The sequence below is a fragment of the Sphingomonas sanguinis genome (assembly GCF_001476905.1).
GTDB classification, from domain to species: domain Bacteria; phylum Pseudomonadota; class Alphaproteobacteria; order Sphingomonadales; family Sphingomonadaceae; genus Sphingomonas; species Sphingomonas sanguinis_B.
Window position 1 is genome coordinate 1 of record NZ_LDTE01000112.1, and the last position, 20356, is coordinate 20356.

Here is a 20356-nt window from a genome sequence, read left to right on the forward strand (position 1 = left end):
CCCGCCTGCGGGAGGGGGGCCTGTTACGCCCGGTGGAGAGGGATGCCCTCCACCCCAAAAGCATCCCCTCCCGCAGGCGGGAGGGGACCGAGGGGAGGGCCCCCGGCCTTTCCGCGAAAACCGGCCGACGCAGGAAGCGCGAGAACTCCGCCTGAATCCGACCGATGCCGAACGGCGGTTATGGCGGGCGCTATCGAGACGCCAAGTCGCAGGCGTCCGCTTCAACCGACAGGTTCCGGTCGGCCCCTTTATCGCTGACTTCGCAGCCCGCACGGAAAAGCTTATCGTCGAAGTCGATGGCGGCCAGCACGCTGTCCAAGCCGCCTACGACGAAGCCCGCACCCGCTATCTCGAGGCCCAAGGCTGGCGCGTCATCCGCTTCTGGAACAACGACGTACTGGGCAATCTGGAAGGCGTCGTCGCGACCATCGAGCGCGCGCTTGCGGAGAAGCCCTCCCCTCGCCCCCCTCCCGCTTGCGGGAGGGGAAGCGCTTGAGGCGCGGACACCCCTGACCTCAATCCCTGCAAGCTCCCCTCCCGCAAGCGGGAGGGGTCGGGGGAGGGCAAACCCGGACCATCCATCACACCCAGACCCTTGCCAAAAACCCCCTCCTGCGCTACCCATTATAATCGCGCGGACGCCATGAGCCTGACCCCGCAATTCCTTGACGAGCTTCGCGCTCGGACCAGTCTGTCGGCGCTGATCGGCAAGACGGTGAAGCTGCAAAAGGCGGGCCGGGAATATAAGGGCTGCTGCCCTTTCCATAACGAAAAGACGCCCAGCTTCTACGTCAACGACGACAAGGGCTTCTACCACTGTTTTGGCTGCTCGGCGCATGGCGATGCCATTCGCTGGATGACCGACCAACGCGGGCTGCCCTTTATCGATGCGGTGAAGGAACTGGCGCAGGTCGCTGGGCTCGACATGCCCGAGCAGGACCGCCGCGCCGCGCAGAAGGCGGAGCGCGCCAAGGGCCTGCACGACGCAATGGCCGACGCCGCCGCGTGGTTTTCAGAGCAGCTGGGCGGCCTGTCGGGCGGTGACGCACGCGAGCTGCTGACCCGCCGTCGGGTCACGCCCGATACGGCGCGCGCCTTCGGCCTGGGTTTCGCGCCCGACAGCCGGGGTAAGCTGAAGGCCGCGCTCAAGGATTATGGCGACCCGGCGCTGATCGAGTGCGGGCTGCTGATCAAGGTCGACGGCAAGGACCCGTATGACCGGTTCCGCGGCCGGTTGATGATCCCGATCCGCGACGCGCGCGGCCGGGTGATCGCGTTCGGCGGCCGGATCATCGGCGACGGCGAGCCGAAGTACCTGAACTCCCCCGACACGCCGCTCTTCGACAAGGGGCGCACGCTCTACAATCTCGACCGCGCCGCGCCTGCGGTGCGCAAATCCGGCCGGGTGCTGGTGGTCGAGGGCTATATGGATGTGATCGCCCTCGCCCAGGCCGGGATCGCGGAAGCCGTCGCGCCGCTCGGCACCGCACTGACCGAGCATCAGCTGGAACGGCTGTGGCGGATGGTCGACGTGCCGACGCTGTGCTTCGACGGCGATGCGGCGGGCCAGAAGGCCGCGATCCGCGCCGCGCACCGCGCGCTGCCGCTGCTCCAGCCGGGCAAGAGTCTGTCCTTCGTCACCCTGCCCCAGGGGCAGGACCCCGACGATCTGGTGCAGGAAAAGGGCGCGGCGGGCTTCGAGGCGGTGCTCACCCGCGCCACGCCGCTCAGCGACCTGCTGTGGCAGTCGGAGATCGCGCAGGCCCAGACCGACACGCCCGAGGGTCGCGCCGCGCTGAAGCAGCGGCTGGAGGAACTGGCGCAGCAGATCCCGCACAAGGATCTGGCCTACGAATATAAGCGCGCGATGATGTCGCGCTATTTCGACATCTTCGGCATCCGCCGGGTCAATGCAGCGGCGGTGCATCAGGCGGTGGCCGAGGCCAATCGCCATGTCGGTCGCGGAGTCGAATACAGCCTGAAGCGCGCGGTGCTGCTGGGCCTGATGCGCTATCCGCATGTCCTGTGCCGCTATATGGACGAGATCAGCCGGTTGGACATGGGCGACCGCTATCTCAACGACTGGCGCCATCACCTGCTTGACGCGGCGGTCAACGATCCGCATCTGTCGCGGAAAGACGCGGCCGAGGCCGAAAGCCTGATCGAACAGATCATGGCGACGACCGACGTCCACCCGATCGACGCGCGCGACTATACCCGCGACCTGGCCTTCAGCTTCTTCAGCAAGGCCAGCGACCCCGCCATTGCGGTCCGCGACCTGGAAAAGATCATCGAGGTCATGCTGGAGGAGAGCGAGACGCGCGCGAACCGCGAACGCGCGGTGCAGGCGTTCCAGACCGACATGACCGAGGATCGCTTCGCCGAGCAGACGCGGTGTCACGCCGCGCACGCGCAATCGCTGGACCAGCTCTATAGCTGGCTGGAGGCGGCGCGCGATCTGGCCGAGAAGCAAGCCGGGGAGGCCGCTTGATACAACACCTCTCCCGCCCCATATCTGGGGCATATTGGGCGACCCACGCCCGCACTGGAAAATTACGCATGGCCCCCTCACCCGCTTGCATCACCTGCGAGCGGTGTGACAGAGGCCGGGCACGGAACCCTGAGGGCATTTGATGGCGAAGGCGAATATGGCGGCGGATACGACCGATACCACGGAAACGGGCGATGCGCCGCTGATCGACCTGAACGAGGCGTCGATCAAGAAGCTGATCGCGCGCGCCAAGAAGCGCGGCTACATCACATACGACCAGCTGAACGAAGCGCTGCCGCAGGACCAGATGTCCTCCGACCAGCTCGAGGATATCATGGCCGCCCTCAATGAGATGGGCGTCAATATCGTCGAGAATGAGGAGCAGGGCGAGGACGGCGAGTCCGAGGAAGAGGCCGACGACGCCGAGGCCACGGACAGCGAGTCCGATGGCGGCCCGCAGCCCGAGGCGAAGAAGAAGGAAACCGTCGATCGCACCGACGATCCGGTTCGCATGTACCTGCGCGAGATGGGCGCGGTCGAACTGCTCAGCCGCGAGGGCGAAATCGCCATCGCCAAGCGGATCGAGGCGGGTCGCGACACGATGATCCTGGGGCTGTGCGAAAGCCCGATCACCTTCAACGCGATCATCGACTGGTCGACCGCGCTGAACGAAGGCACGATGCAGCTGCGCGAGATCCTCGATCTCGACGCCATGCTGTCCAAGGACGCCGGCCCGGAAAATCTGGGCGAGGAGGACGAGGACGACAATGGCGAGATCAGCGCCAAGAACGCCGGTCCGCAGTTCAAGGAAGAAGAAGAGCCCGAGGAACCCTCGGTCGATGGCGAGGATGAAGAGGGCGGCGAACGTCGTGGCCCCCGCGCCGAGGACGAGGAAGAGGACAACACCTTGTCCCTCGCCCAGATGGAGGAAACGCTGAAGCCTCAGGCTTTGGAGAAGTTCGCCAACATCACCGCAATCTACAAGAAATTCTCGAAAATCCAGCAGCAGCGCTTGGAGTCCATGGCGCTGGGCGGCGAACTGTCGGCGGCCGAGGAGCGCAAATACCACAAGCTGCGCGAAGAGCTGACCGCCGAGGTCGAGAGCGTTCAGTTCCACAACGCCAAGATCGAGTTCCTGGTCGACCAGCTCTATGCCTTCAACCGGCGCCTGACCGCGCTGGGCGGCCAGATGCTGCGCCTGGCCGAGCGGCACAAGGTCAACCGCAAGGACTTCCTAGACCGCTATCTGGGTCATGAGCTGGACGAAAACTGGCTCGATACCGTGCGTGGCGTCGACAAGAAGTGGGGCAACTTCGCCACCAACGAAGCCGCCACCGTCGACCGCATCCGCAGCGAAATCGCCGACATCTCGCAGCAGACCGGCATGGCGCTGACCGAATTCCGCCGCATCGTGAACATGGTGCAGAAGGGCGAGCGCGAGGCGCGTATCGCCAAGAAGGAAATGGTCGAGGCGAATCTGCGCCTCGTCATCTCCATCGCCAAGAAATACACCAATCGCGGCCTGCAGTTCCTGGACCTGATCCAGGAGGGCAATATCGGCTTGATGAAGGCGGTCGATAAGTTCGAATATCGCCGCGGCTACAAGTTCAGCACCTACGCCACCTGGTGGATTCGTCAGGCGATCACCCGCTCGATCGCCGACCAGGCGCGGACCATCCGCATCCCGGTCCATATGATCGAGACGATCAACAAGCTGGTCCGTACCAGCCGCCAGTTCCTGCACGAGCAGGGCCGCGAACCGACCCCGGAAGAGATGGCCGAGCGCCTCTCCATGCCGCTGGAGAAGGTGCGCAAGGTGATGAAGATCGCCAAGGAGCCGATCTCCCTCGAAACGCCGATCGGCGACGAGGAGGATTCGCATCTGGGCGACTTCATCGAGGACAAGAACGCGGTCATTCCGGTGGACGCGGCGATCCAGGCCAATCTGAAGGAAACAGTCACCCGCGTCCTCGCCAGCCTGACCCCGCGCGAAGAGCGCGTGCTGCGCATGCGCTTCGGCATCGGCATGAACACCGACCACACGCTGGAAGAGGTCGGCCAGCAATTCTCGGTCACCCGCGAACGCATCCGCCAGATCGAGGCCAAGGCGCTCCGCAAGCTGAAGCACCCCAGCCGCAGCCGCAAGATGCGAAGCTTCCTCGACCAGTAAGGTTGGGTTTGGGTTTTAACGAAAAGGGCCGCCGGTCGAAGGATCGGCGGCCCTTTTTCATGCTCACCCATTTTCGGATGATGGATCAGCAGCCCCAGCCCCTCCACAATCGTGGCCGAAAGGGGTATCGGGCGCGCATGAAGTATGCGTTGCCGCTCCTCGCGCTGCTGACCGCCGCTGCACCCGCGAACCAGAATGTCCCCCGCCCCGGCTATGTCCGGGTGCAGATCAACACCTCCGAAGGGCCGATCGTCGTCGCGCTCGACGCGCGTCGGGCGCCGGCGACCACGAAGAATTTCCTGGCTTATGTCGATGACGGGCGGTTCGACGGGACGGTCTTCTACCGCACCGCCCGCGACAAGCGCGATGCGAAGAAGGGCTTCGTCCAGGGCGGCATTCGCACCGATGCGCGGCGTATCCTGCCCCCCTTCCCGCTGGAGACGACGACCAAGACCGGGATCAAGCATCTCGACGGCGCGATCTCGATGGCGCGGGGCGCGACGCCGCAATCGGCGGGTGGCAACTTCGTCCTCACCGTCGGCCCCGCGCCCGGCCTGGACGCACGGCCGGGCTATGACGGCTATGCCGCCTTCGGTCATGTCGTGGCGGGCATGGATACGGTGAAGAAGATCCTGGCCAAGCCCTCGGGCGGGGGCATGGATGCGATGAAGGGGCAGATGATCCTGCAGCCCGTCAAGATCTTCAACGTCAAGCGGCTGGACGGCAAACCGCACCCGACCGGCGAGCCCAAGATGTGGCTGTATAATTTCGGAGGATAAGCCCCCCTCTCCCGCCAAAGAAAAAGGGCGGCGGCACCGCTTGATGCCACCGCCCCTTCCCTGTCGAACCGCTGGACGGTCCGCCGCGCCGATTACTCGGCGGCTGCGGTGCCCTTGGCCGGACGCGGATCGCGACGCTCGGCGATACGCGCCGACTTGCCGGTGCGACCACGCAGGTAATAGAGCTTCGCACGACGCACGGCGCCGCGACGAACCACTTCGATCGAGTCGACGTTCGGCGAGTAGAGCGGGAAGACACGCTCCACACCCTCACCGAAGGAGATCTTGCGGACGGTGAACGACGAGCCCATGCCCTTGTTCGCGCGGGCGATGCAGACGCCCTCATAGAACTGGACGCGTGTGCGCTCGCCTTCGACGACCTTCACACCGACCTTCAGCGTATCGCCGGGGCGGAATTCCGGGATCTTCTTCGTCTCGTTGAACTTGGCGATCTGCTCAGCTTCGATCTGCTGGATCACGTTCATGACTTCATTCCTCAATCGTCGCCGCGCGCCAGAGGGCGACCGACCCGAACGCCCTCATGACGTTCCCAAAGGTCCGGCCGCCTTGACCGTGTATCCTCGCAAGCCCTGGCATGACGCCATTTTGCGATTTTCGCATGATCCCCCGATCGCAGCACTTCAGGGATCGTGCGCCCTTCCCACTCAGCAGGTCGGGTATATTGCGGATATTCGAGGAGGCCGCTTTCGAAGCTTTCCTCGACTCCACTGGAAGCCGCGCCCATTACGCCGGGAAGCAGCCGAACGCAAGCGTCGAGCAGCACCAGCGCGCCCATCTCGCCACCCGACAGGATATAGTCGCCGATCGACACCTGCTCGATGCCGCGCGCCTCGAAAAGGCGCTCATCAAAGCCCTCGAACCGGCCGCACAGCACGGTCACGCCCGGCCCCGCCGCCAGTTCGCGAACACGTGGCTGGGTGAGCGGCGACCCACGCGGCGTCATCGCCAGCACGGGCCGGTCGTCGGCCACCGAATCCACCGCCGCTGCCAGCACATCGGCGCGCAGCACCATGCCCGCGCCGCCGCCCGCCGGGGTATCGTCGACCGAGCGATGCTTGTCAGTCGCGAAGTCGCGGATCTGCACAGTCTCCAGCGTCCAGCGATCCTCGCGCAGCGCCCGTCCCGCCAGCGAATGGCCCAAAGGTCCGGGAAACATCTCCGGATAGAGCGTCAATATCGTTGCGCGAAAGGTCACAGCGTCCAGTTCTCGATGGTCAGGCCGGGAATGTCGGCGAAGTCGGCTTCGTTATCGGTGATGACGGTGCTGCCCAGGCTCAGCGCATGGGCGCCCAGCAGCCGGTCGAACCGTCCGCGCCGAAACGGAAGGGTCGCATAGCAGCGCGCCGCCGCTTCGTCGAATGGCAGGATCGGCATCTGCGTCGCCAACTGCTCCAATTGCCGCTCTAACGGCGGCTTACCGTGACGAACGCCTAGCGCCAGTTCGGCGAAGACGATGCTGGACAGGCCGATCTCGCCCACCGGTGTCGCGGCGACACGTTGCAGCAGGGCCGGATATTCCCCAGCAAACAGGAAAATGCAGCAATTGGTGTCGATCAGATAACGCACCGCCTCACGCATCCTTACCGTTCAGCAAGTGCCAGGGCCGCTCGGGATCGTCGAACTCGCGCTCTTCGCGCTCGATCGGCTTCAGCCACGGCATCGAACCCGCAATGCCAGTCAGGTCGATCGTCTTGCGCGGGGCCTGGACGGGCTCGAACACATAGCGCCCCTGTTCCTCGCGCAGGGTCATCTCCGTTCCTTCGGTCAAGCCCAAGGCGGCGGGCAGGCGAAGCGCCAGCGAGTTGCCCGATCGGAAGACCTTTGCCTGATAATCCCTGCCCATAACGACTCCGTATATACGCCATGTATATACGTCACACATCAGGAAATGCCAAGGAACGTTGCCGCGCCTCGCGCTTTGCCCTCGCCATGGACGATTGCATCATCATCGGGGCGGGCCCTGCCGGGCTGACGGCCGCAATCTATCTCGCGCGCTATCATCTGCGCATCCATATGTTCGACAGCGGATCGAGCCGGGCCGCGATGATCCCCTGTACCCACAATCATGCCGGTTTCCCCGAAGGCATCAGTGGCAAGGCCTTGCTGTCACGCATGCACGATCAGGCGCGTCGCTACGGCGCGCATTGCACGCCGCACCGGGTCACGGCCATCCACCCCGAAAATGGCCATTTCCGCGTCGTCACCGATGACGCCGAGTATCGCACCCGAACCGTCCTGCTCGCCACGGGCGTGGTCAATCACCGCCCCCGCAAGCTCCTGCCCGAGGTGCACGACCCGGCGCTGGAGCGTGGACTGATCCGCTATTGCCCGGTCTGTGACGGTTATGAGGTCACCGACAAGCGTGTCGGCATCATCGGTACCAGCGACCATGGCATGCGCGAGGCGTTGTTCCTACGCGGTTTCACCCGCGACGTGACGCTAATCGCGCCCGATGCCGCACACGACCTCGATCCCCGATGCGCCAAGGCTCTCGACGAAGCAGGCGTGGCGCGCATCGACGGTCCTTGCGGCGGCTGGGCCATCGAAGGCGAGCAAATTGCGCTTGATACGGCAAATGGGCGAATGCGCTTCGACAGCGTCTATCCGGCGATGGGCTCGCGCATCCGGTCGGAACTGGCGGTATCGGCGGGTGCCAAGGCGGACCTGAGCGGATGCCTGGAGGTCGACGACCATCAGCGGACGTCGGTGCCCGGCCTGTTTGCGGCAGGGGATGTGGTGAAAGGTTTGGATCAGATCAGCCACGCGATGGGCGAGGCCGGGGTCGCGGCCACGACGATCCGCAACCTGTTGAACGAGCAGTCGCCGATCAGGCGATGAAGGCGCGATCCACGATCAGGCGGTCCTGATTCCATTCGGGCACGGCCTGCGCGTTCATCGGCACCATGAACCGGCGGCCATCGGGGCGTTCGATTTCCAGCACGTCGCCCGCACCGAAATTCTCGATCAGCGCGACATGGCCCAGTGCCTCGCCATCGCTGGCGATCGCGGACAGCCCGATAATGTCGGCATGATAATATTCGCCCTCTTCCAACGGAGGCAGGGCTGAGCGCGGCACCGTCAGTTCTGTGCCGCGTAACGCCTCGGCGGCGTTGCGATCGGTGACTTCGGCAAAGCGGGCGATGACGCCGTTCGAGCCATCGCGCGCGGACTTCAGCGTCAGCGCGCCGTCATTGAACGAGCGATAGTCCGACAAGTCGTCGGCAAAAACCTTGAGCCGGACCTCGCCCGTAATGCCGTGCGCGCCGATGATGACGGCCAGCGTGACGTGGGCCTCACCCGCTAGGTGAGTCGCCGTCCCCGTTGGGGGCGTCGTTGCCGCCTTCGGCGGGGTCTGGCGCGGAGACGCCTTGGTTGGTCGCGTCGTCATGATCGTCGGGTGCGGTCCGGGGATCGGGTTCGGTCGGCGGGGTCATGCGCATATCTCCTAAAGCCATTGGCTTTGGAAACGCATGACCCCGTATCCGGTGCCTTGCGCTGCCCCGATCGCGATCGACCGAGGCAGCGCAAAGCCGAAAGCCATTAGGCCTCGGCGGTCTCTTCGGCCGGAGCGTTGGCAGCTTCCTGGGCAGCCTTCAGCTTCTCGGCACGCTCTTCGGCGCGCTCGGTGGCCTTTTCGCCCGGCTTCGCCTTGTTCGGGTTGTTGCGAGCGGCGCGTTCACGAACGCCGGCGGCGTCGAGGAAGCGGGCAACGCGGTCGGTCGGCTGCGCGCCATTGGCCAGCCAGTGCTTCGCGCGCTCGGCGTCGAGCTGCACGCGCTGGTCGTTGTCCTTGGCGAGGAGCGGGTTGTAGTTACCGATCTTCTCGATGAACTTGCCGTCGCGCGGCGCACGGGCGTCGGCCACCACGATGCGGTAGTAAGGGCGCTTCTTCGAGCCACCACGCGACAGACGAATGCTGAGAGCCATATTTCAGTCCTTGAGTTAAAACGTTCAAATCCACCGGCATTCCGTCCGGCGCGGGGGTTATTTCTTCTTCAGGAGATTCTCGAAGCCGGGGGGCAGCTTGGGCATGCCGTCGGGCAGCTTGCCGCCGCCCATGCCGCCACCGGGCAGGCCGTTGCTGCCCGCCTTGTTGAGCATGTCGCCCATCTGCGGACCGCCCAGCGCATTGCCCAGACCGCCAAGGCCGCCCTTGCCGAGCATGGCCATCATGCCCTTGATGCCGCCCATCTTCTTGATCTTCTTCATCGCCGTGGACATTTCCTGATGCATCTTCAGGAGCTTGTTCACGTCCTGCACCGTGGTGCCCGAACCCTTGGCAATGCGGATCTTGCGCTTGGCGTTGACCAGTTCGGGCTTGGTGCGCTCCTTGGGCGTCATCGAAGTGATGATCGCATCCATGCGGAGCAGGATCTTGTCGCCACCGGCATCGTTGAGCGCGTTCTGCGCCTTCTTCATGCCCGGCATCATGCCCGCCAGCGCACCCAGCCCGCCCATGCGGCGCATCTGGGCCAGCTGGCCGCGCAGGTCGTTCAGGTCGAACTGACCCTTGGCCATTTTCATGGCCATGCGCTCGGCATCTTCCTGCTGGATCGTCTCGGCGGCGCGCTCGACCAGCGACACGACGTCGCCCATGCCGAGGATACGACCCGCGACACGCTCTGGATGGAAGGCCTCCAGCGCGTCCATCTTTTCGCCGACACCGGCGAACTTGATGGGCTTACCGGTGACGGCGCGCATCGACAGCGCCGCACCACCGCGCGCATCGCCGTCCATGCGGGTCAGCACGACGCCGGTCAGCGGCACCTGTTCCGAGAAGCTGGTCGCGACGTTCACCGCGTCCTGACCGGTCAGCGAGTCGACGACGAGCAGGATTTCCTGGGGCTGGGCGATTTCCGCCACCGCCTTCATCTCGTCCATCAACGCCTGGTCGACGTGCAGACGACCGGCGGTGTCGAGCATCAGGACGTCATAGCCCTGGAGCTTGGCCGCCTGCATCGCGCGACGCGCGATCTCGACCGGCTGCTGTCCGGCGATGATCGGCAGGGTCGACACCTCGACCTGGGTGCCCAGCGTCGCCAGCTGCTCCTGCGCGGCGGGGCGATTGACGTCGAGCGACGCCATCAGCACCTTCTTGCGATCACGGCCCATCGCCCCGCTCGACAGGCGGCGGGCGATCTTGGCGGTGGTCGTGGTCTTACCCGAACCCTGAAGACCGACCATCATCACGACGGCGGGCGGGGTGACGTCGAGCAGCAACTCGCTGGCATCGGCGCCCAGCATCGCGACCAGCGCGTCATGAACGATCTTGACGACCTGCTGGCCCGGCGTGATCGAACGCAGGACGTTCTGGCCGATCGCCTGTTCGGTGACCTTGTCGACGAAGTCGCGCGCGACGGGCAGCGCGACGTCGGCTTCCAGCAGGGCCACGCGCACTTCGCGCATCGCGGTGCGGACATCCGCCTCGGTCAGCGCGCCACGGCCGCGAAGGCGGTCGAATACGCCGCCAAGCCGATCGCTCAAGCTGTCGAACATCGCCTCACCTCGTCAAACCCGGCCCGGAAATTCCGGCCCAAAAACTCGTGTCGTACCGCCAAACGCAAAAGCGCCGGCGGGCGAAACCTCGCCGGCCAGCGTGCACCCTCGGGCGCTTCACCTTCACATTCCGAAACGGAACTTGGGCGCGCTCTTATGGGAAAATGCGGGTGGACGCAAGCAGAACGCGGCCCGGCGCGACGTTAACTTTTTGTATACTGCTGACATGCGACCGATCGGTCATGCCCGGCACGCCCCAGACCGCGTCCAACTCGCCTGCGTCCGCTCGCCTTTTTGGCGTCGCGGCGGCGGGGGGCACCTTGTTGCTGGCCGCTGCGATCCTTTTGATCGAGCTGGGCTTCGATCTGCCCGCCAAGATATTGCTGTTTGCGACCGCAACCGCCTCGACCATCGTCTATTCGCGACTGCCCGCACTGCGCCTTTCCCGCACGCCAGAGCCCGAGCAGCGCGATCCGCTGACCGGCCTTTCCAACCGTCGCCATTTCCACGAAGCGGGCCAGGCGATGATCGGCAACGGACAGCGACGCCAGCGCGGTATCGCGCTGCTGCTGGTCGATATCGACCGATTCCGCGCCATTGCCGGATCGTTCGGCCATGAGGCGGGCGATACGCTGCTCCAGCATGTCGCCAAGACCATTCGCGGCGAAGCCCCGTCCGAAGCGATCGTCGCCCGGTTCGAGGGCGATTGCTTCGGCTGCCTCCTGCCCTTCGATCCGCGCGGGCGCGACCGGATCGAGCGGCTGGCCGACCGGCTGGCGATCCGACTGGGTCAGCCCATCCGCCTGGCCGATCAGGATTTCTCGCCCCGCGCCACCATCGCGCTGACCCGGATCGACGACGGGTCGGCGACGATCGACCAGCTGGTCCGCCAGGCCGACCTGGCCCTGATCGCCGCCAAGACGCGCGGCGATGGCCGTCCGCTGTCGTTCACGCCCGCCCTCGAAGAGGCGATGGCCGAGCGCAACGCGATCATCACCGACCTGCGCGCTGCCCTGGCGCAGGGCGATATCCGACCCCGGTTCGAGGCCCAGATCGATCTGGGCACCGGGCGGCTGACCGGTTTCGAGGTGTCGGGCCACTGGGATCACCCGACGCTGGGCGCGATGGCGGCCGACCGTTTCATGCCGATCGCCGAGGCCTGCGGCCTGTCGGGCGAGGTATCGCTGTCGCTGATGCGGCAGGCGATGGCGGCGGCGCGCGACTGGGACCCGTCGATCACCCTGTCCGTGCCCCTCGCCGCCTCGCAATTCCAGGACGCCTGGCTTGCGCAAAAGGTCATCAAGACGCTGACCGAATGCGGCTTCCCGGCGCATCGGCTGGAAATCGAGATCACCGAGAATGCGCTGTTCGCCAATCTGGCGCTGGCCCAGTCGATCGTCGTCAGCCTAAAGAATCAGGGCATCGGCCTGGCGCTCGACGATTTCGGCAGCGGCTATTCCAGCCTGGCCCATTTGCGCGCCCTGCCCTTCGATCGGGTGCGGATAGACCCGACCTTCATTCACTCCATGGCCGCCGATCCCGATAGCGGGGCCATCGTCGCCGCGATCGTCCAGCTGGGTGACAGCCTGCACCTGCCGATCGCCGCCAAGGGCGTGGACCATGCCCAGATCGATGCCCGGCTGCGCGATATCGGCTGCTCGCATGGCCAAGGGCCGTTCTATGGCCCCACGCTCGACCTGGGGCAGGTGCGTCAGTTGCTCGCCGAGAAGCGCCTGCTCGTCGGAGCCAAGGCGACCACAATCACCAGCCCGCGTCTGGCCGTTTGAGATAGTCGCGCTCGGCGTCGGTCGACGCCCGGCCCAGCACGGCGTTCCGGCTGGGATAGCGGCCATATTGCCGGATGACATCCCGATGATCGCGCGCGAAAGCCAGATTGTCCTCCCGGCCCAGCTCGGCGAACTTGGCAACGCTCAGGTCCTGCATCGCACGCGACTCGGCGTGCATCAGCGGCATGTAGACAAAGGCCAGCCGCTCGGGCGGATAGCGATCCTCCCACCCCGCATCGATCGCGCACAGACACAGCTCCAGCGCGAGCGGATCGGCGGCATATGCCTGTGCGCTGTCGCGGTGCAGGTTGCGCGAAAACTGGTCGAGCAGCAGGATCGCGGCCAACAGCGTGTCGGGATCGTCGCGCCATCCGATCGCCTCGGTCGCCAGCACCTGATCGCGCAGGGTGCCGAACCGCTCCGCGATTTCCCGGTCGAGCGCGTCGTCCTTCGCAAAATGCTGGTCGGGTGCCAATCCGAACCAGAAGTCCAGCACAGTCTGCGCGTGCGCGTGGACTTGTGCCTCATCCATCCCTAGATCGGCGGTCATGTCGTCCCTCCCTGGCCCCGAGATTATCAGTCTGGGCTGTCGCCTCAACATCGCCGAAAGCGAAACGATCCGCGCGCTCGCCGCGGACCGGGCGGACATGGTCGTCATCAACAGTTGCGCCGTCACCAACGAAGCCATCAAGCAGACCCGCGCCGCGATCCGCCGCGCGGCCAAGGCACGGCCCGACGCCCAGATCGTCGTGACCGGCTGTGCGGCCCAGATCGACCCGGCCAGCTTCGCCGCCATGCCCGAGGTCGCGCGCGTGCTGGGCAATGCCGACAAGCTGCGCCCCGAAAGCTGGGCCTCGGTCGAGCCGATGCTGGTCACCGACCTGTCGCGGGTGGTCGACACCGCGCCGCACCTCGCCGCCGCCTTTGCGGGCCATGCGCGGGCCTTTGTCGAGGTGCAGAATGGCTGTGACCACTCCTGCACCTTCTGTATCATCCCGACCGGGCGCGGCCCCAGCCGCTCGGTGCCCGCTGGCCTCGTGATCGACCGCATTACCCGCGCGGTCGAACTGGGACACCGGGAAGTGGTACTGACCGGCGTCGACCTGACCAGCTATGGCCATGACCTGCCCAGCGCGCCCAGCCTGGGCCAGTTGGTCGAGCGTATCCTGACCCATGTCCCCGCCCTCCCCCGCCTGCGCCTGTCCTCGCTGGACTCGATCGAGATCGACGACCGGCTGTTCGAACTGGTGACGGGAGAAGCGCGGGTGATGCCGCACCTCCATCTCTCGCTGCAGGCGGGCAACGACCTGATCCTGAAGCGGATGAAGCGTCGCCACAGCCGCGCGCAATCGGTCGCCATCGTCGAACGGCTGCTGACCGCCCGGCCGGAGATCGCGATCGGGGCGGACCTGATCGCGGGCTTCCCGACCGAGGACGATGCGATGGCGGCGGACACGTTGGCGCTAATCGACGACGCGCAGATCGTCCACGCGCATATCTTTCCCTATTCGGCGCGCGACCGCACCCCCGCCGCGCGGATGCCGCAGGTGCCGCACCCCATTCGCCGCGAACGGGCAACTGCCTTGCGCGAGGCCGCCGCGCGCCGCCGTCGCGACTGGCTGGCGACGCAGGTCGGCCGGACCCGCGACGTGCTGGTCGAGCGACCCGGCACGCGCGGCCATGCCCCCGACTTCGCCGACATTCATTTTACCCCCGCCACCGAACCGGGCCGCATCGCCCGCGTTCGGGTCACGGCGGCGACCGAAACCCATCTGATCGGACAATTGGCATGAGTTCTTCCTCCTCCTGGCACGACAAGCTGCTCGGCGGTTTCCGTCGCACCTCGGACCGGCTGGTCGGCAATCTGGCGGGCCTGGGCACCGCTCGGCTCGACGAGGGCACGCTGGACGAGATCGAGGAAGCGCTGATCGCCTCCGACCTGGGGCCCGAAACGGCGAGCCATATCCGTACTCGCCTGGCCGAGGGCAGCTTCGAGCGGAACATGGAGGATCTCGGCATCCGCCTGGTCGTCGCCGAGGAGGTCGAGAAGGCGCTCGCCAAGGTCGCGACCCCACTGGAGATCGACGCCTTTCCCCGGCCTCAGGTGATCCTGGTCATCGGCGTCAACGGGTCGGGCAAGACGACGACCATCGCCAAGCTCGCGCATCTGTTCATGGAGCAGGATTACGGCGTGATGCTGGCGGCGGGCGACACCTTCCGCGCCGCCGCCATCGGACAGCTCGCCACCTGGGCCGAGCGGGTCGGCGTGCCGATCGTGTCGGGCAAGGAAGGCGGCGACGCCGCGGGCATCGTCTATGAGGCGGTGAAGCAGGCGACCGCGACCGGCATCGACGTGCTGATCGTTGACACCGCCGGACGCCTTCAGAACAAGCGCGAGTTGATGGACGAGTTGTCCAAGATCCGCCGCGTGCTGGGCCGCCTGAACCCGGAAGCGCCGCATGACATCCTGCTGGTGCTCGATGCCACCACCGGCCAGAACGCGCTCAACCAGATCGAGGTATTCAAGGACGTGGCCGGCGTCACCGGGCTGGTCATGACCAAGCTGGACGGCACCGCGCGCGGCGGCGTGCTGGTCGCCGCGGCCGAGAAATACGGCCTGCCCATCCACGCCATCGGCGTCGGCGAGGGCATGACCGACCTGCGCCCCTTCGACGCCAATGAAGTCAGCCGCATCATCGCCGGCATCGAGGGAGGCCGGAAGTGAGCATCGCCCCCAAGACAGAAGCCGGTCCCGGCCTGAAGGCGGGCATCGAATACGGCCCGCTGGTCCTGTTCTTCGCGGTCAATTTCCTCGCGCCGATGGGACCGCTGACCCGCGTGTTGGTCGCGACCGGCGTCTTCATGGCCGCGACCGTGGTGGCGATGATCGTCAGCAAGGTGAAGCTGGGCCGCATCTCGCCGATGCTGTGGCTGTCGGGCATCCTGGTCGTCGTGTTCGGCGGCCTGACCCTGTATTTTCACGACGAGCGCTTCATCAAGATGAAGCCGACCATCGTCTATGCCATGTTCTCGGCCCTGCTGTTCTTCGGCTTGGTGACCGGACGACCGCTGATCCAGATGGTGCTGGGCAATGTCTATCCGGGGCTGACCGAGCTGGGCTGGCGCAAGCTGACGCGCAACTGGGCGTGCTTCTTCGCCTTCATGGCGGTGCTGAACGAAGCGGTATGGCGCAATTCCAGCTGGGATTTCTGGGTCGGCTTCAAGCTGTGGGGCGCGATGCCGCTGACGCTGGGTTTCGCCATCGCGAATATCCCGATGCTGTTGAAGAACGGGCTGAACGCGGACGCCGCCAAGGTCGACGAACCGCCGGTGGAGTGACGATCCTCCCCGGCACGGGGAGGGGGACCGCCGCGAAGCGGCGGTGGAGGGGGCGTGCCGCGAAGGACGACCTATGCGGAAGCCCCCCTCCGTCAGGGCTGACGCCCTGCCACCTCCCCGTGCCGGGGAGGATCAAAAAAAGGGCGGCCCCGTGGGAGCCGCCCTTTCTGGTATCCGAAACCGGACGTGCGCGAAATTATGCGACCGCCGCCTCGTACCGGCGACCAGCCTCGTCCCAGTTCACGACGTCCCACCAAGCCTTCAGATAGCCCGGACGATCGTTCATATAGGTCAGGTAATAGGCGTGCTCCCACACGTCGTTCCCCAGGATCGGCGTGCCCTTGTCGGCGACGACGTCCATCAGGGGGTTGTCCTGGTTCGGGGTCGAGGTGACCTTCAGCTTGCCCTCGGCATCCGCGATCACCCAGGCCCAGCCCGAACCGAACTGGCCCGCGCCCTTGGTGTTGAACTCTTCCTTCAGCTTGTCGAGACCGCCAAACGCCTCGATCGCCTCGGCCAGCTTGCCCGAGGGCTGGGTCGTGCCGGGCTTGGTCATGATCTTCCAGAAGAAGTCATGGTTCCAGAAGCCGCCGCCATTGTTGCGGACGGCCGCGGGGGCCGACGAGATGTTCGCCAGGATGTCCTCGATCGACTTGCCCTGCAGCGACGTGTCGGCAGCAACCGCCTCGTTCAGCTTGTTGGTATAGGCGGCATGATGCTTGTCATGGTGGAAGGTCATCGTCTCCTTGGAGATGACCGGCTCCAGCGCGTCATAGTCATACGGAAGGGGTGGCAGTTCGAAAGCCATCGTCAATGCTCCTTTGGGTTTGCCTGTGGCAACGCCGAGCACCCCAAATGGCTCCCAAAAGGCGGTTACGCAACCGTTCCGATCAGATCGTGGCGACGAAGCGCGTGACGGAGCTGGTCATAGCTCAATCCCAACGACTCGGCCGTGGTCCGCTGGTTGAAACGATTCTCGGCCAGCGCCTTGGTCAACAGCTCGCGCTCGAACCGGGCGACGCGCGACTTGAAGTCGGACGGGCCGACGTCGCAGGCCGCCACTTCGTCGCCATCGCTGACCGGCCCGGGTGCGCCGACCTGTTCGCTTTTCGCGGCGGCGGGCGACTGGCCTTGCGGTCGATAGGGCGAGCGGAAGGGGTCGATCTCGATCGCGTCCACCGGCCCTTCCCGGTCCCAGCGATAGACCGCACGCTCGACCACATTGCGCAGCTCGCGGACATTGCCGGGCCAGCGATGCTCCATCAGCGCATCGGTCGCCGCCGCGCCGAAGCCCGGCCAATCCTCCCAGCCGATCTCGGCGGCCATACGCCGCCCGAAATGATTGGCGAGGACCATGATGTCGCTCTTGCGCGCCCGGAGCGGCGGCAAGGTCACGACCTCGAAACACAGCCGGTCGAGCAGGTCGGCACGGAACTGATGCGCGGCGACCTTGTCGGGCAAATGCTCGTTGGTCGCCGCGACGATACGAACGTCGACGCGAAGCGGCCTCGACGAGCCGATCCGCGTCACCTCGCCATATTCGACCGCGCGCAGCAGCCGGTCCTGCGCCGCCATCGACAGCGTGCCGAGTTCGTCGAGGAACAACGTGCCCCCGCTCGCCTCCTCGAACCGTCCCGCCCGCGCCTTGGTCGCGCCGGTAAAGGCGCCAGCCTCATGGCCGAACAGCTCGGCCTCGATCAGCGTTTCGGGAAGGGCGGCGCAGTTCATGACGACCAGCGGCTGGTCCCAGCGCCCGCTCAGGCGGTGGAGGCGTTCGGCGACCAGTTCCTTGCCGGTCCCACGCTCGCCGATGACCAGCACCGGGCGGTCGAGCGCGGCGGCACGGCTGGCCCTTTCCAGCGCATCTAGAAAGGCCCCCGACTGGCCGATGACCTGACTTGTCCGCTCCATTCCCAACAGGTGGCGGATTTTCCCAACGCTTGGCAAGAGTGCAATCGTTCGACTACCGCAACTATTTCACAAATCATTGATTTTACATCATTTTCAAAATTGGCACGCCCCCTGCAATGCTATCGACATCCCGCCAACGAGCGGACCGACATAAGAATTCAGGGAGTTTTCACCATGTTCGCCACCACCTTCACCCGCCAGATCGCCGCCATCGCCTGCACCGTCGTGATGAGCGCCACCTGCCTGATGGGCGCCCTCGCCCCCGCGCATGTCGCCACCGCACAGACGTCGGTTGCGGCGATCGAGGCACCGACCGCATAATCCCCGAATAGCCGCCATCAAGGAGTATCCGATGGGCATTTTCTCCCGCACCCGCGACATCGTCGCCGCCAATTTCGCCGACCTGCTGGACAAGGCGGAAGACCCCGCGAAGATGATCCGCATGATCATCCTCGAAATGGAGGAAACGCTTGTCGAGGTGCGCGCCTCCGCTGCCCGCACGATCGCCGACCAGAAGGAAATCCGCCGCCACATCATGAAGCTGGACCAGCTTCAGGACAGCTGGACCGAAAAGGCCGAGCTGGCGTTGTCGAAGGATCGCGAGGACCTGGCCAAGGCCGCGCTGATCGAACGCCAGAAGGCCGCCGACATGGCCGACCAGCTAAAAGCCGAGGTCCAGGTGCTCGACGATGCGCTGCGCGCGTCGGAAGAGGACATCGCCAAGCTGCAGAACAAGCTGCGCGAGGCGCGGACCAAGCAGAATGCGGTCCAGACCCGTCTGGAAAGCGCCAACAACCGCTATCGCCTGCGCGAGATGTGGAACGGCCCGAAGACGCACGACGCGTTCAGCCGCTTCGACATGCTGGAGCGCAAGGTGGACGAGGCCGAGGGTCGCGCGGAAGCGCTGGGCCTGGGCGCGAACCCCAAGACGCTCGAGGACGAGATCGCCGAACTGCGCGCCTCGGACCGGATCGATGCCGAACTCGCCGCGCTCAAGGCGCGCCTGAACAAGGGGGAGTGAGATGGAGGATATCGTCACCCCCGGCGTTGCGATTGTCACGCTGTTCATCGCTTTGCCCTGGTTGATCCTGCACTATGTTACCAAGTGGAAGCAGGCGCCCAAGATCACCCATGAGGACGAGCAGTTGCTCGACGAGCTTCATATGCTCGCCCGGCGGCTCGAGGATCGGGTGAACACCGTCGAACGGATCGTCGCCGCCGACAATCCCAACTTCAAGCCCAGCCTGTCGCAGTCCGAATGGCGCCCCGAAGGCCGCCTCGGTCAGCATGACTACAGCCTCGATCGGAGGAACTGACATGTCCGCCAGCCGCACCAATTTCTACCTCGATAAACAGAATGCCAAGTTCAAGGGCGTCTGCTCGGGCATCGCCGACTACACCGGCGTCGATGTGATGTGGGTCCGCGTCGCCGCAGTCCTGCTGACCATCACCGGGGTCGGCATGCCCTGGGTTCCGCTCGCCTATATGCTGATCGCCTGGATGGCGACGGCCAAGCCGATCGGCCTCTACCAGTCCGCCGAGGACGCCAAATTCTGGCAGGGCGTGCGCAGCAACCCACGCCGCTCGACCGCCGAGGTCCGCTCGAAGTTCCGCGATCTCGACCGTCGCCTCGCCGATATCGAACTGCACTACACCAGCCGCAATCGCCAGCTGGCCGACGAGATCGACAGCCTGCGCTGAGACCGCGCTGACACATCAACTATCCTATGGGAGTATGGATTATGTCTTGGGGAGGACCGGGTTTCGTCCTGGCGATCATCGCAATGTCGACGATCGGTTGGGTCGTCACCACCTGGATACGGGCCAAGCACGGCTATAGCCTGGAAAACGACTGGGGCGGCATGACGCACAAGAGCGACATCGCCGACGGCCGCAAGGTCGAACTGCTGACCGCCGAGAACCAGAAGCTGGTCGGCCAGGTCTCTCGACTGGAGGAGCGGATCGCGGTGCTGGAGCGCATCGCCACCGATCCCGCCGAGCGGACCGCGCGCGAAATCGATGCGCTGCGCGATCGCTGAGGGAGAAGGGTGATGAATGATATCGGCATCCTGGTCCCACTCTTCGGTATCAGCTGCGGCATGGTCGCGATCATCGGCGGCGTCTTCGTCCGCCCCTGGTTCGCCTATCGCGAAAAGCGGCTGGCCACCGAAGCCTCGATGGTCGCGGAAAAGGCGGCGCAATATGCCGCCCAGACCGAACGGCTCGAACAGCGGGTCCGGGTGCTGGAGCGGATCATCACCGATCGCGGCCTGGCGCTGAGCGACGAGATCGACGGTCTGCGGGTCCCCGGCGAGACGCCCGTCCGCATCGACCACTGACAATAGAATAAAGGGGAGTTACC

The 20356-nt window shown here is 65.5% G+C and carries 24 protein-coding genes and 1 pseudogene; 15 read left to right on the forward strand and 10 right to left on the reverse strand.

Translation table 11 applies throughout. The features are described 5' to 3' along the window. Positions 1-151: 151 nt before the first annotated feature. The 4 genes from SB4_RS19205 (at position 152) to SB4_RS15510 (ending at position 5440) form a co-directional block, all read left to right on the forward strand. Positions 152-496, forward strand: a complete 345-nt coding sequence (locus SB4_RS19205; protein ID WP_082670231.1) for an endonuclease domain-containing protein — start codon at positions 152-154, stop codon at positions 494-496. Positions 497-643: 147 nt separating this feature from the next. Next, positions 644-2491 carry a DNA primase gene (gene dnaG / locus SB4_RS15500; RefSeq protein WP_058753295.1) on the forward strand — a complete coding sequence of 616 codons (1848 nt, stop codon included), beginning with the start codon at positions 644-646 and terminating at the stop codon, positions 2489-2491. 142 nt (positions 2492-2633) lie between these two features. Then, complete coding sequence (gene rpoD / locus SB4_RS15505) at positions 2634-4661, forward strand: RNA polymerase sigma factor RpoD (RefSeq protein WP_058753296.1); 2028 nt, start codon at positions 2634-2636, stop codon at positions 4659-4661. A gap of 137 nt (positions 4662-4798) precedes the next feature. Next, positions 4799-5440: a peptidylprolyl isomerase gene (locus tag SB4_RS15510; RefSeq protein ID WP_058753332.1), complete on the forward strand. Its 642-nt coding sequence runs from the start codon at positions 4799-4801 to the stop codon at positions 5438-5440. A gap of 92 nt (positions 5441-5532) precedes the next feature. Here the strand turns inward: SB4_RS15510 and rplS are convergent, their stop codons facing one another. The 4 genes and pseudogenes from rplS to SB4_RS15530 all read right to left on the reverse strand — a co-directional run bounded on the left by rplS (position 5533) and on the right by SB4_RS15530 (position 7304). Next, positions 5533-5925, reverse strand: coding sequence for a 50S ribosomal protein L19 (gene rplS, locus SB4_RS15515; protein ID WP_058733020.1), 393 nt, complete (start codon positions 5923-5925; stop codon positions 5533-5535). Positions 5926-5940: 15 nt separating this feature from the next. Next, positions 5941-6656: pseudogene (trmD, locus tag SB4_RS15520) on the reverse strand (tRNA (guanosine(37)-N1)-methyltransferase TrmD); the annotation flags it as partial. Continuing rightward, positions 6653-7027 (reverse strand): type II toxin-antitoxin system VapC family toxin, encoded by a 375-nt coding sequence (locus tag SB4_RS15525; RefSeq protein ID WP_153006272.1) that lies wholly within the window; start codon positions 7025-7027, stop codon positions 6653-6655. The pseudogene trmD and the gene SB4_RS15525, both read right to left, overlap by 4 nt. Before the next feature lie 4 nt (positions 7028-7031). After that, positions 7032-7304: an AbrB/MazE/SpoVT family DNA-binding domain-containing protein gene (locus tag SB4_RS15530; protein ID WP_058753298.1), complete on the reverse strand. Its 273-nt coding sequence runs from the start codon at positions 7302-7304 to the stop codon at positions 7032-7034. A gap of 86 nt (positions 7305-7390) precedes the next feature. Between SB4_RS15530 and SB4_RS15535 the strand changes: the two genes are divergently transcribed. Then, entirely contained in the window at positions 7391-8299 is a 909-nt protein-coding gene (locus SB4_RS15535; protein ID WP_058753299.1) for an NAD(P)/FAD-dependent oxidoreductase, read from the forward strand. Here SB4_RS15535 and rimM read toward each other — a convergent pair. The 3 genes from rimM to ffh all read right to left on the reverse strand — a co-directional run bounded on the left by rimM (position 8289) and on the right by ffh (position 10957). After that, on the reverse strand, positions 8289-8849 hold the full coding sequence (gene rimM, locus SB4_RS15540) for a ribosome maturation factor RimM (RefSeq protein WP_241488646.1): 561 nt from the start codon (positions 8847-8849) through the stop codon (positions 8289-8291). The genes SB4_RS15535 and rimM overlap by 11 nt on opposite strands. A 152-nt stretch (positions 8850-9001) precedes the next feature. After that, the gene (gene rpsP / locus SB4_RS15545) at positions 9002-9388 is read right to left on the reverse strand and encodes a 30S ribosomal protein S16 (RefSeq protein ID WP_007404083.1); all 387 of its coding nucleotides are present in this window, start codon (positions 9386-9388) and stop codon (positions 9002-9004) included. A 57-nt stretch (positions 9389-9445) separates the two neighbouring features. Next, on the reverse strand, positions 9446-10957 hold the full coding sequence (gene ffh / locus SB4_RS15550) for a signal recognition particle protein (RefSeq protein ID WP_058753300.1): 1512 nt from the start codon (positions 10955-10957) through the stop codon (positions 9446-9448). A gap of 242 nt (positions 10958-11199) precedes the next feature. Between ffh and SB4_RS15555 the strand changes: the two genes are divergently transcribed. Beyond that, positions 11200-12744 (forward strand): putative bifunctional diguanylate cyclase/phosphodiesterase, encoded by a 1545-nt coding sequence (locus SB4_RS15555; RefSeq protein ID WP_058753301.1) that lies wholly within the window; start codon positions 11200-11202, stop codon positions 12742-12744. Here SB4_RS15555 and SB4_RS15560 read toward each other — a convergent pair. Continuing rightward, positions 12719-13294 carry a DUF924 family protein gene (locus SB4_RS15560; protein WP_193753847.1) on the reverse strand — a complete coding sequence of 192 codons (576 nt, stop codon included), beginning with the start codon at positions 13292-13294 and terminating at the stop codon, positions 12719-12721. The genes SB4_RS15555 and SB4_RS15560 overlap by 26 nt on opposite strands. On the opposite strand from SB4_RS15560, the gene mtaB reads away from it, so the two are divergent. The 3 genes from mtaB to SB4_RS15575 are packed head-to-tail and all read left to right on the forward strand — an operon-like array spanning position 13293 to position 16083. Continuing rightward, complete coding sequence (gene mtaB, locus SB4_RS15565) at positions 13293-14537, forward strand: tRNA (N(6)-L-threonylcarbamoyladenosine(37)-C(2))-methylthiotransferase MtaB (RefSeq protein ID WP_058753303.1); 1245 nt, start codon at positions 13293-13295, stop codon at positions 14535-14537. The two genes, SB4_RS15560 and mtaB, sit on opposite strands and share 2 nt — an antisense overlap. Beyond that, the gene (ftsY, locus tag SB4_RS15570) at positions 14534-15469 is read left to right on the forward strand and encodes a signal recognition particle-docking protein FtsY (protein ID WP_058753304.1); all 936 of its coding nucleotides are present in this window, start codon (positions 14534-14536) and stop codon (positions 15467-15469) included. The genes mtaB and ftsY overlap by 4 nt, the downstream gene beginning before the upstream one ends. Then, positions 15466-16083: a septation protein A gene (locus SB4_RS15575; RefSeq protein ID WP_058753305.1), complete on the forward strand. Its 618-nt coding sequence runs from the start codon at positions 15466-15468 to the stop codon at positions 16081-16083. Before ftsY ends, SB4_RS15575 begins: the two co-directional genes overlap by 4 nt. A 196-nt stretch (positions 16084-16279) precedes the next feature. On the opposite strand, the gene SB4_RS15580 is transcribed toward SB4_RS15575, so the two are convergent. Beyond that, positions 16280-16891 carry a superoxide dismutase gene (locus SB4_RS15580; RefSeq protein ID WP_058753306.1) on the reverse strand — a complete coding sequence of 204 codons (612 nt, stop codon included), beginning with the start codon at positions 16889-16891 and terminating at the stop codon, positions 16280-16282. 65 nt (positions 16892-16956) lie between these two features. Then, positions 16957-17994: a phage shock protein operon transcriptional activator gene (gene pspF / locus SB4_RS15585; protein WP_058732999.1), complete on the reverse strand. Its 1038-nt coding sequence runs from the start codon at positions 17992-17994 to the stop codon at positions 16957-16959. 174 nt (positions 17995-18168) lie between these two features. Between pspF and SB4_RS20080 the strand changes: the two genes are divergently transcribed. Genes SB4_RS20080 through SB4_RS15610 form a run of 6 tightly spaced genes read left to right on the forward strand, consistent with a single transcriptional unit; the run spans position 18169 to position 20333 of the window. Next, positions 18169-18315, forward strand: a complete 147-nt coding sequence (locus SB4_RS20080; RefSeq protein WP_167348911.1) for a hypothetical protein — start codon at positions 18169-18171, stop codon at positions 18313-18315. 31 nt (positions 18316-18346) lie between these two features. Beyond that, complete coding sequence (gene pspA, locus SB4_RS15590) at positions 18347-19015, forward strand: phage shock protein PspA (RefSeq protein ID WP_058753307.1); 669 nt, start codon at positions 18347-18349, stop codon at positions 19013-19015. A 1-nt stretch (position 19016) separates the two neighbouring features. Then, positions 19017-19310, forward strand: coding sequence for an envelope stress response membrane protein PspB (gene pspB, locus SB4_RS15595; RefSeq protein ID WP_058753308.1), 294 nt, complete (start codon positions 19017-19019; stop codon positions 19308-19310). A gap of 1 nt (position 19311) precedes the next feature. After that, the gene (gene pspC, locus SB4_RS15600; RefSeq protein ID WP_058717804.1) at positions 19312-19695 is read left to right on the forward strand and encodes an envelope stress response membrane protein PspC; all 384 of its coding nucleotides are present in this window, start codon (positions 19312-19314) and stop codon (positions 19693-19695) included. Between the two features lie 41 nt (positions 19696-19736). Continuing rightward, entirely contained in the window at positions 19737-20033 is a 297-nt protein-coding gene (locus SB4_RS15605; RefSeq protein WP_058717805.1) for a hypothetical protein, read from the forward strand. A gap of 12 nt (positions 20034-20045) precedes the next feature. Continuing rightward, positions 20046-20333: a hypothetical protein gene (locus SB4_RS15610; protein WP_058753309.1), complete on the forward strand. Its 288-nt coding sequence runs from the start codon at positions 20046-20048 to the stop codon at positions 20331-20333. The last annotated feature ends 23 nt before the right edge of the window (positions 20334-20356 follow it).

Coding starts and splice junctions, on each gene's coding strand:
- dnaG (WP_058753295.1), top strand. CDS start 644: ATGAGCCTGACCCCGCAATTCCTTGACGAGCTTCGCGCTCGGACCAGT.
- rpoD (WP_058753296.1), top strand. CDS start 2,634: ATGGCGAAGGCGAATATGGCGGCGGATACGACCGATACCACGGAAACG.
- SB4_RS15510 (WP_058753332.1), top strand. CDS start 4,799: ATGAAGTATGCGTTGCCGCTCCTCGCGCTGCTGACCGCCGCTGCACCC.
- rplS (WP_058733020.1), bottom strand. CDS start 5,925: ATGAACGTGATCCAGCAGATCGAAGCTGAGCAGATCGCCAAGTTCAAC.
- SB4_RS15530 (WP_058753298.1), bottom strand. CDS start 7,304: ATGGGCAGGGATTATCAGGCAAAGGTCTTCCGATCGGGCAACTCGCTG.
- SB4_RS15535 (WP_058753299.1), top strand. CDS start 7,391: ATGGACGATTGCATCATCATCGGGGCGGGCCCTGCCGGGCTGACGGCC.
- rimM (WP_241488646.1), bottom strand. CDS start 8,849: ATGACGACGCGACCAACCAAGGCGTCTCCGCGCCAGACCCCGCCGAAG.
- rpsP (WP_007404083.1), bottom strand. CDS start 9,388: ATGGCTCTCAGCATTCGTCTGTCGCGTGGTGGCTCGAAGAAGCGCCCT.
- ffh (WP_058753300.1), bottom strand. CDS start 10,957: ATGTTCGACAGCTTGAGCGATCGGCTTGGCGGCGTATTCGACCGCCTT.
- SB4_RS15555 (WP_058753301.1), top strand. CDS start 11,200: ATGCCCGGCACGCCCCAGACCGCGTCCAACTCGCCTGCGTCCGCTCGC.
- mtaB (WP_058753303.1), top strand. CDS start 13,293: ATGTCGTCCCTCCCTGGCCCCGAGATTATCAGTCTGGGCTGTCGCCTC.
- SB4_RS15560 (WP_193753847.1), bottom strand. CDS start 13,294: ATGACCGCCGATCTAGGGATGGATGAGGCACAAGTCCACGCGCACGCG.
- ftsY (WP_058753304.1), top strand. CDS start 14,534: ATGAGTTCTTCCTCCTCCTGGCACGACAAGCTGCTCGGCGGTTTCCGT.
- SB4_RS15580 (WP_058753306.1), bottom strand. CDS start 16,891: ATGGCTTTCGAACTGCCACCCCTTCCGTATGACTATGACGCGCTGGAG.
- pspF (WP_058732999.1), bottom strand. CDS start 17,994: ATGGAGCGGACAAGTCAGGTCATCGGCCAGTCGGGGGCCTTTCTAGAT.
- SB4_RS20080 (WP_167348911.1), top strand. CDS start 18,169: ATGTTCGCCACCACCTTCACCCGCCAGATCGCCGCCATCGCCTGCACC.
- pspA (WP_058753307.1), top strand. CDS start 18,347: ATGGGCATTTTCTCCCGCACCCGCGACATCGTCGCCGCCAATTTCGCC.
- pspB (WP_058753308.1), top strand. CDS start 19,017: ATGGAGGATATCGTCACCCCCGGCGTTGCGATTGTCACGCTGTTCATC.
- pspC (WP_058717804.1), top strand. CDS start 19,312: ATGTCCGCCAGCCGCACCAATTTCTACCTCGATAAACAGAATGCCAAG.
- SB4_RS15605 (WP_058717805.1), top strand. CDS start 19,737: ATGTCTTGGGGAGGACCGGGTTTCGTCCTGGCGATCATCGCAATGTCG.
- SB4_RS15610 (WP_058753309.1), top strand. CDS start 20,046: ATGAATGATATCGGCATCCTGGTCCCACTCTTCGGTATCAGCTGCGGC.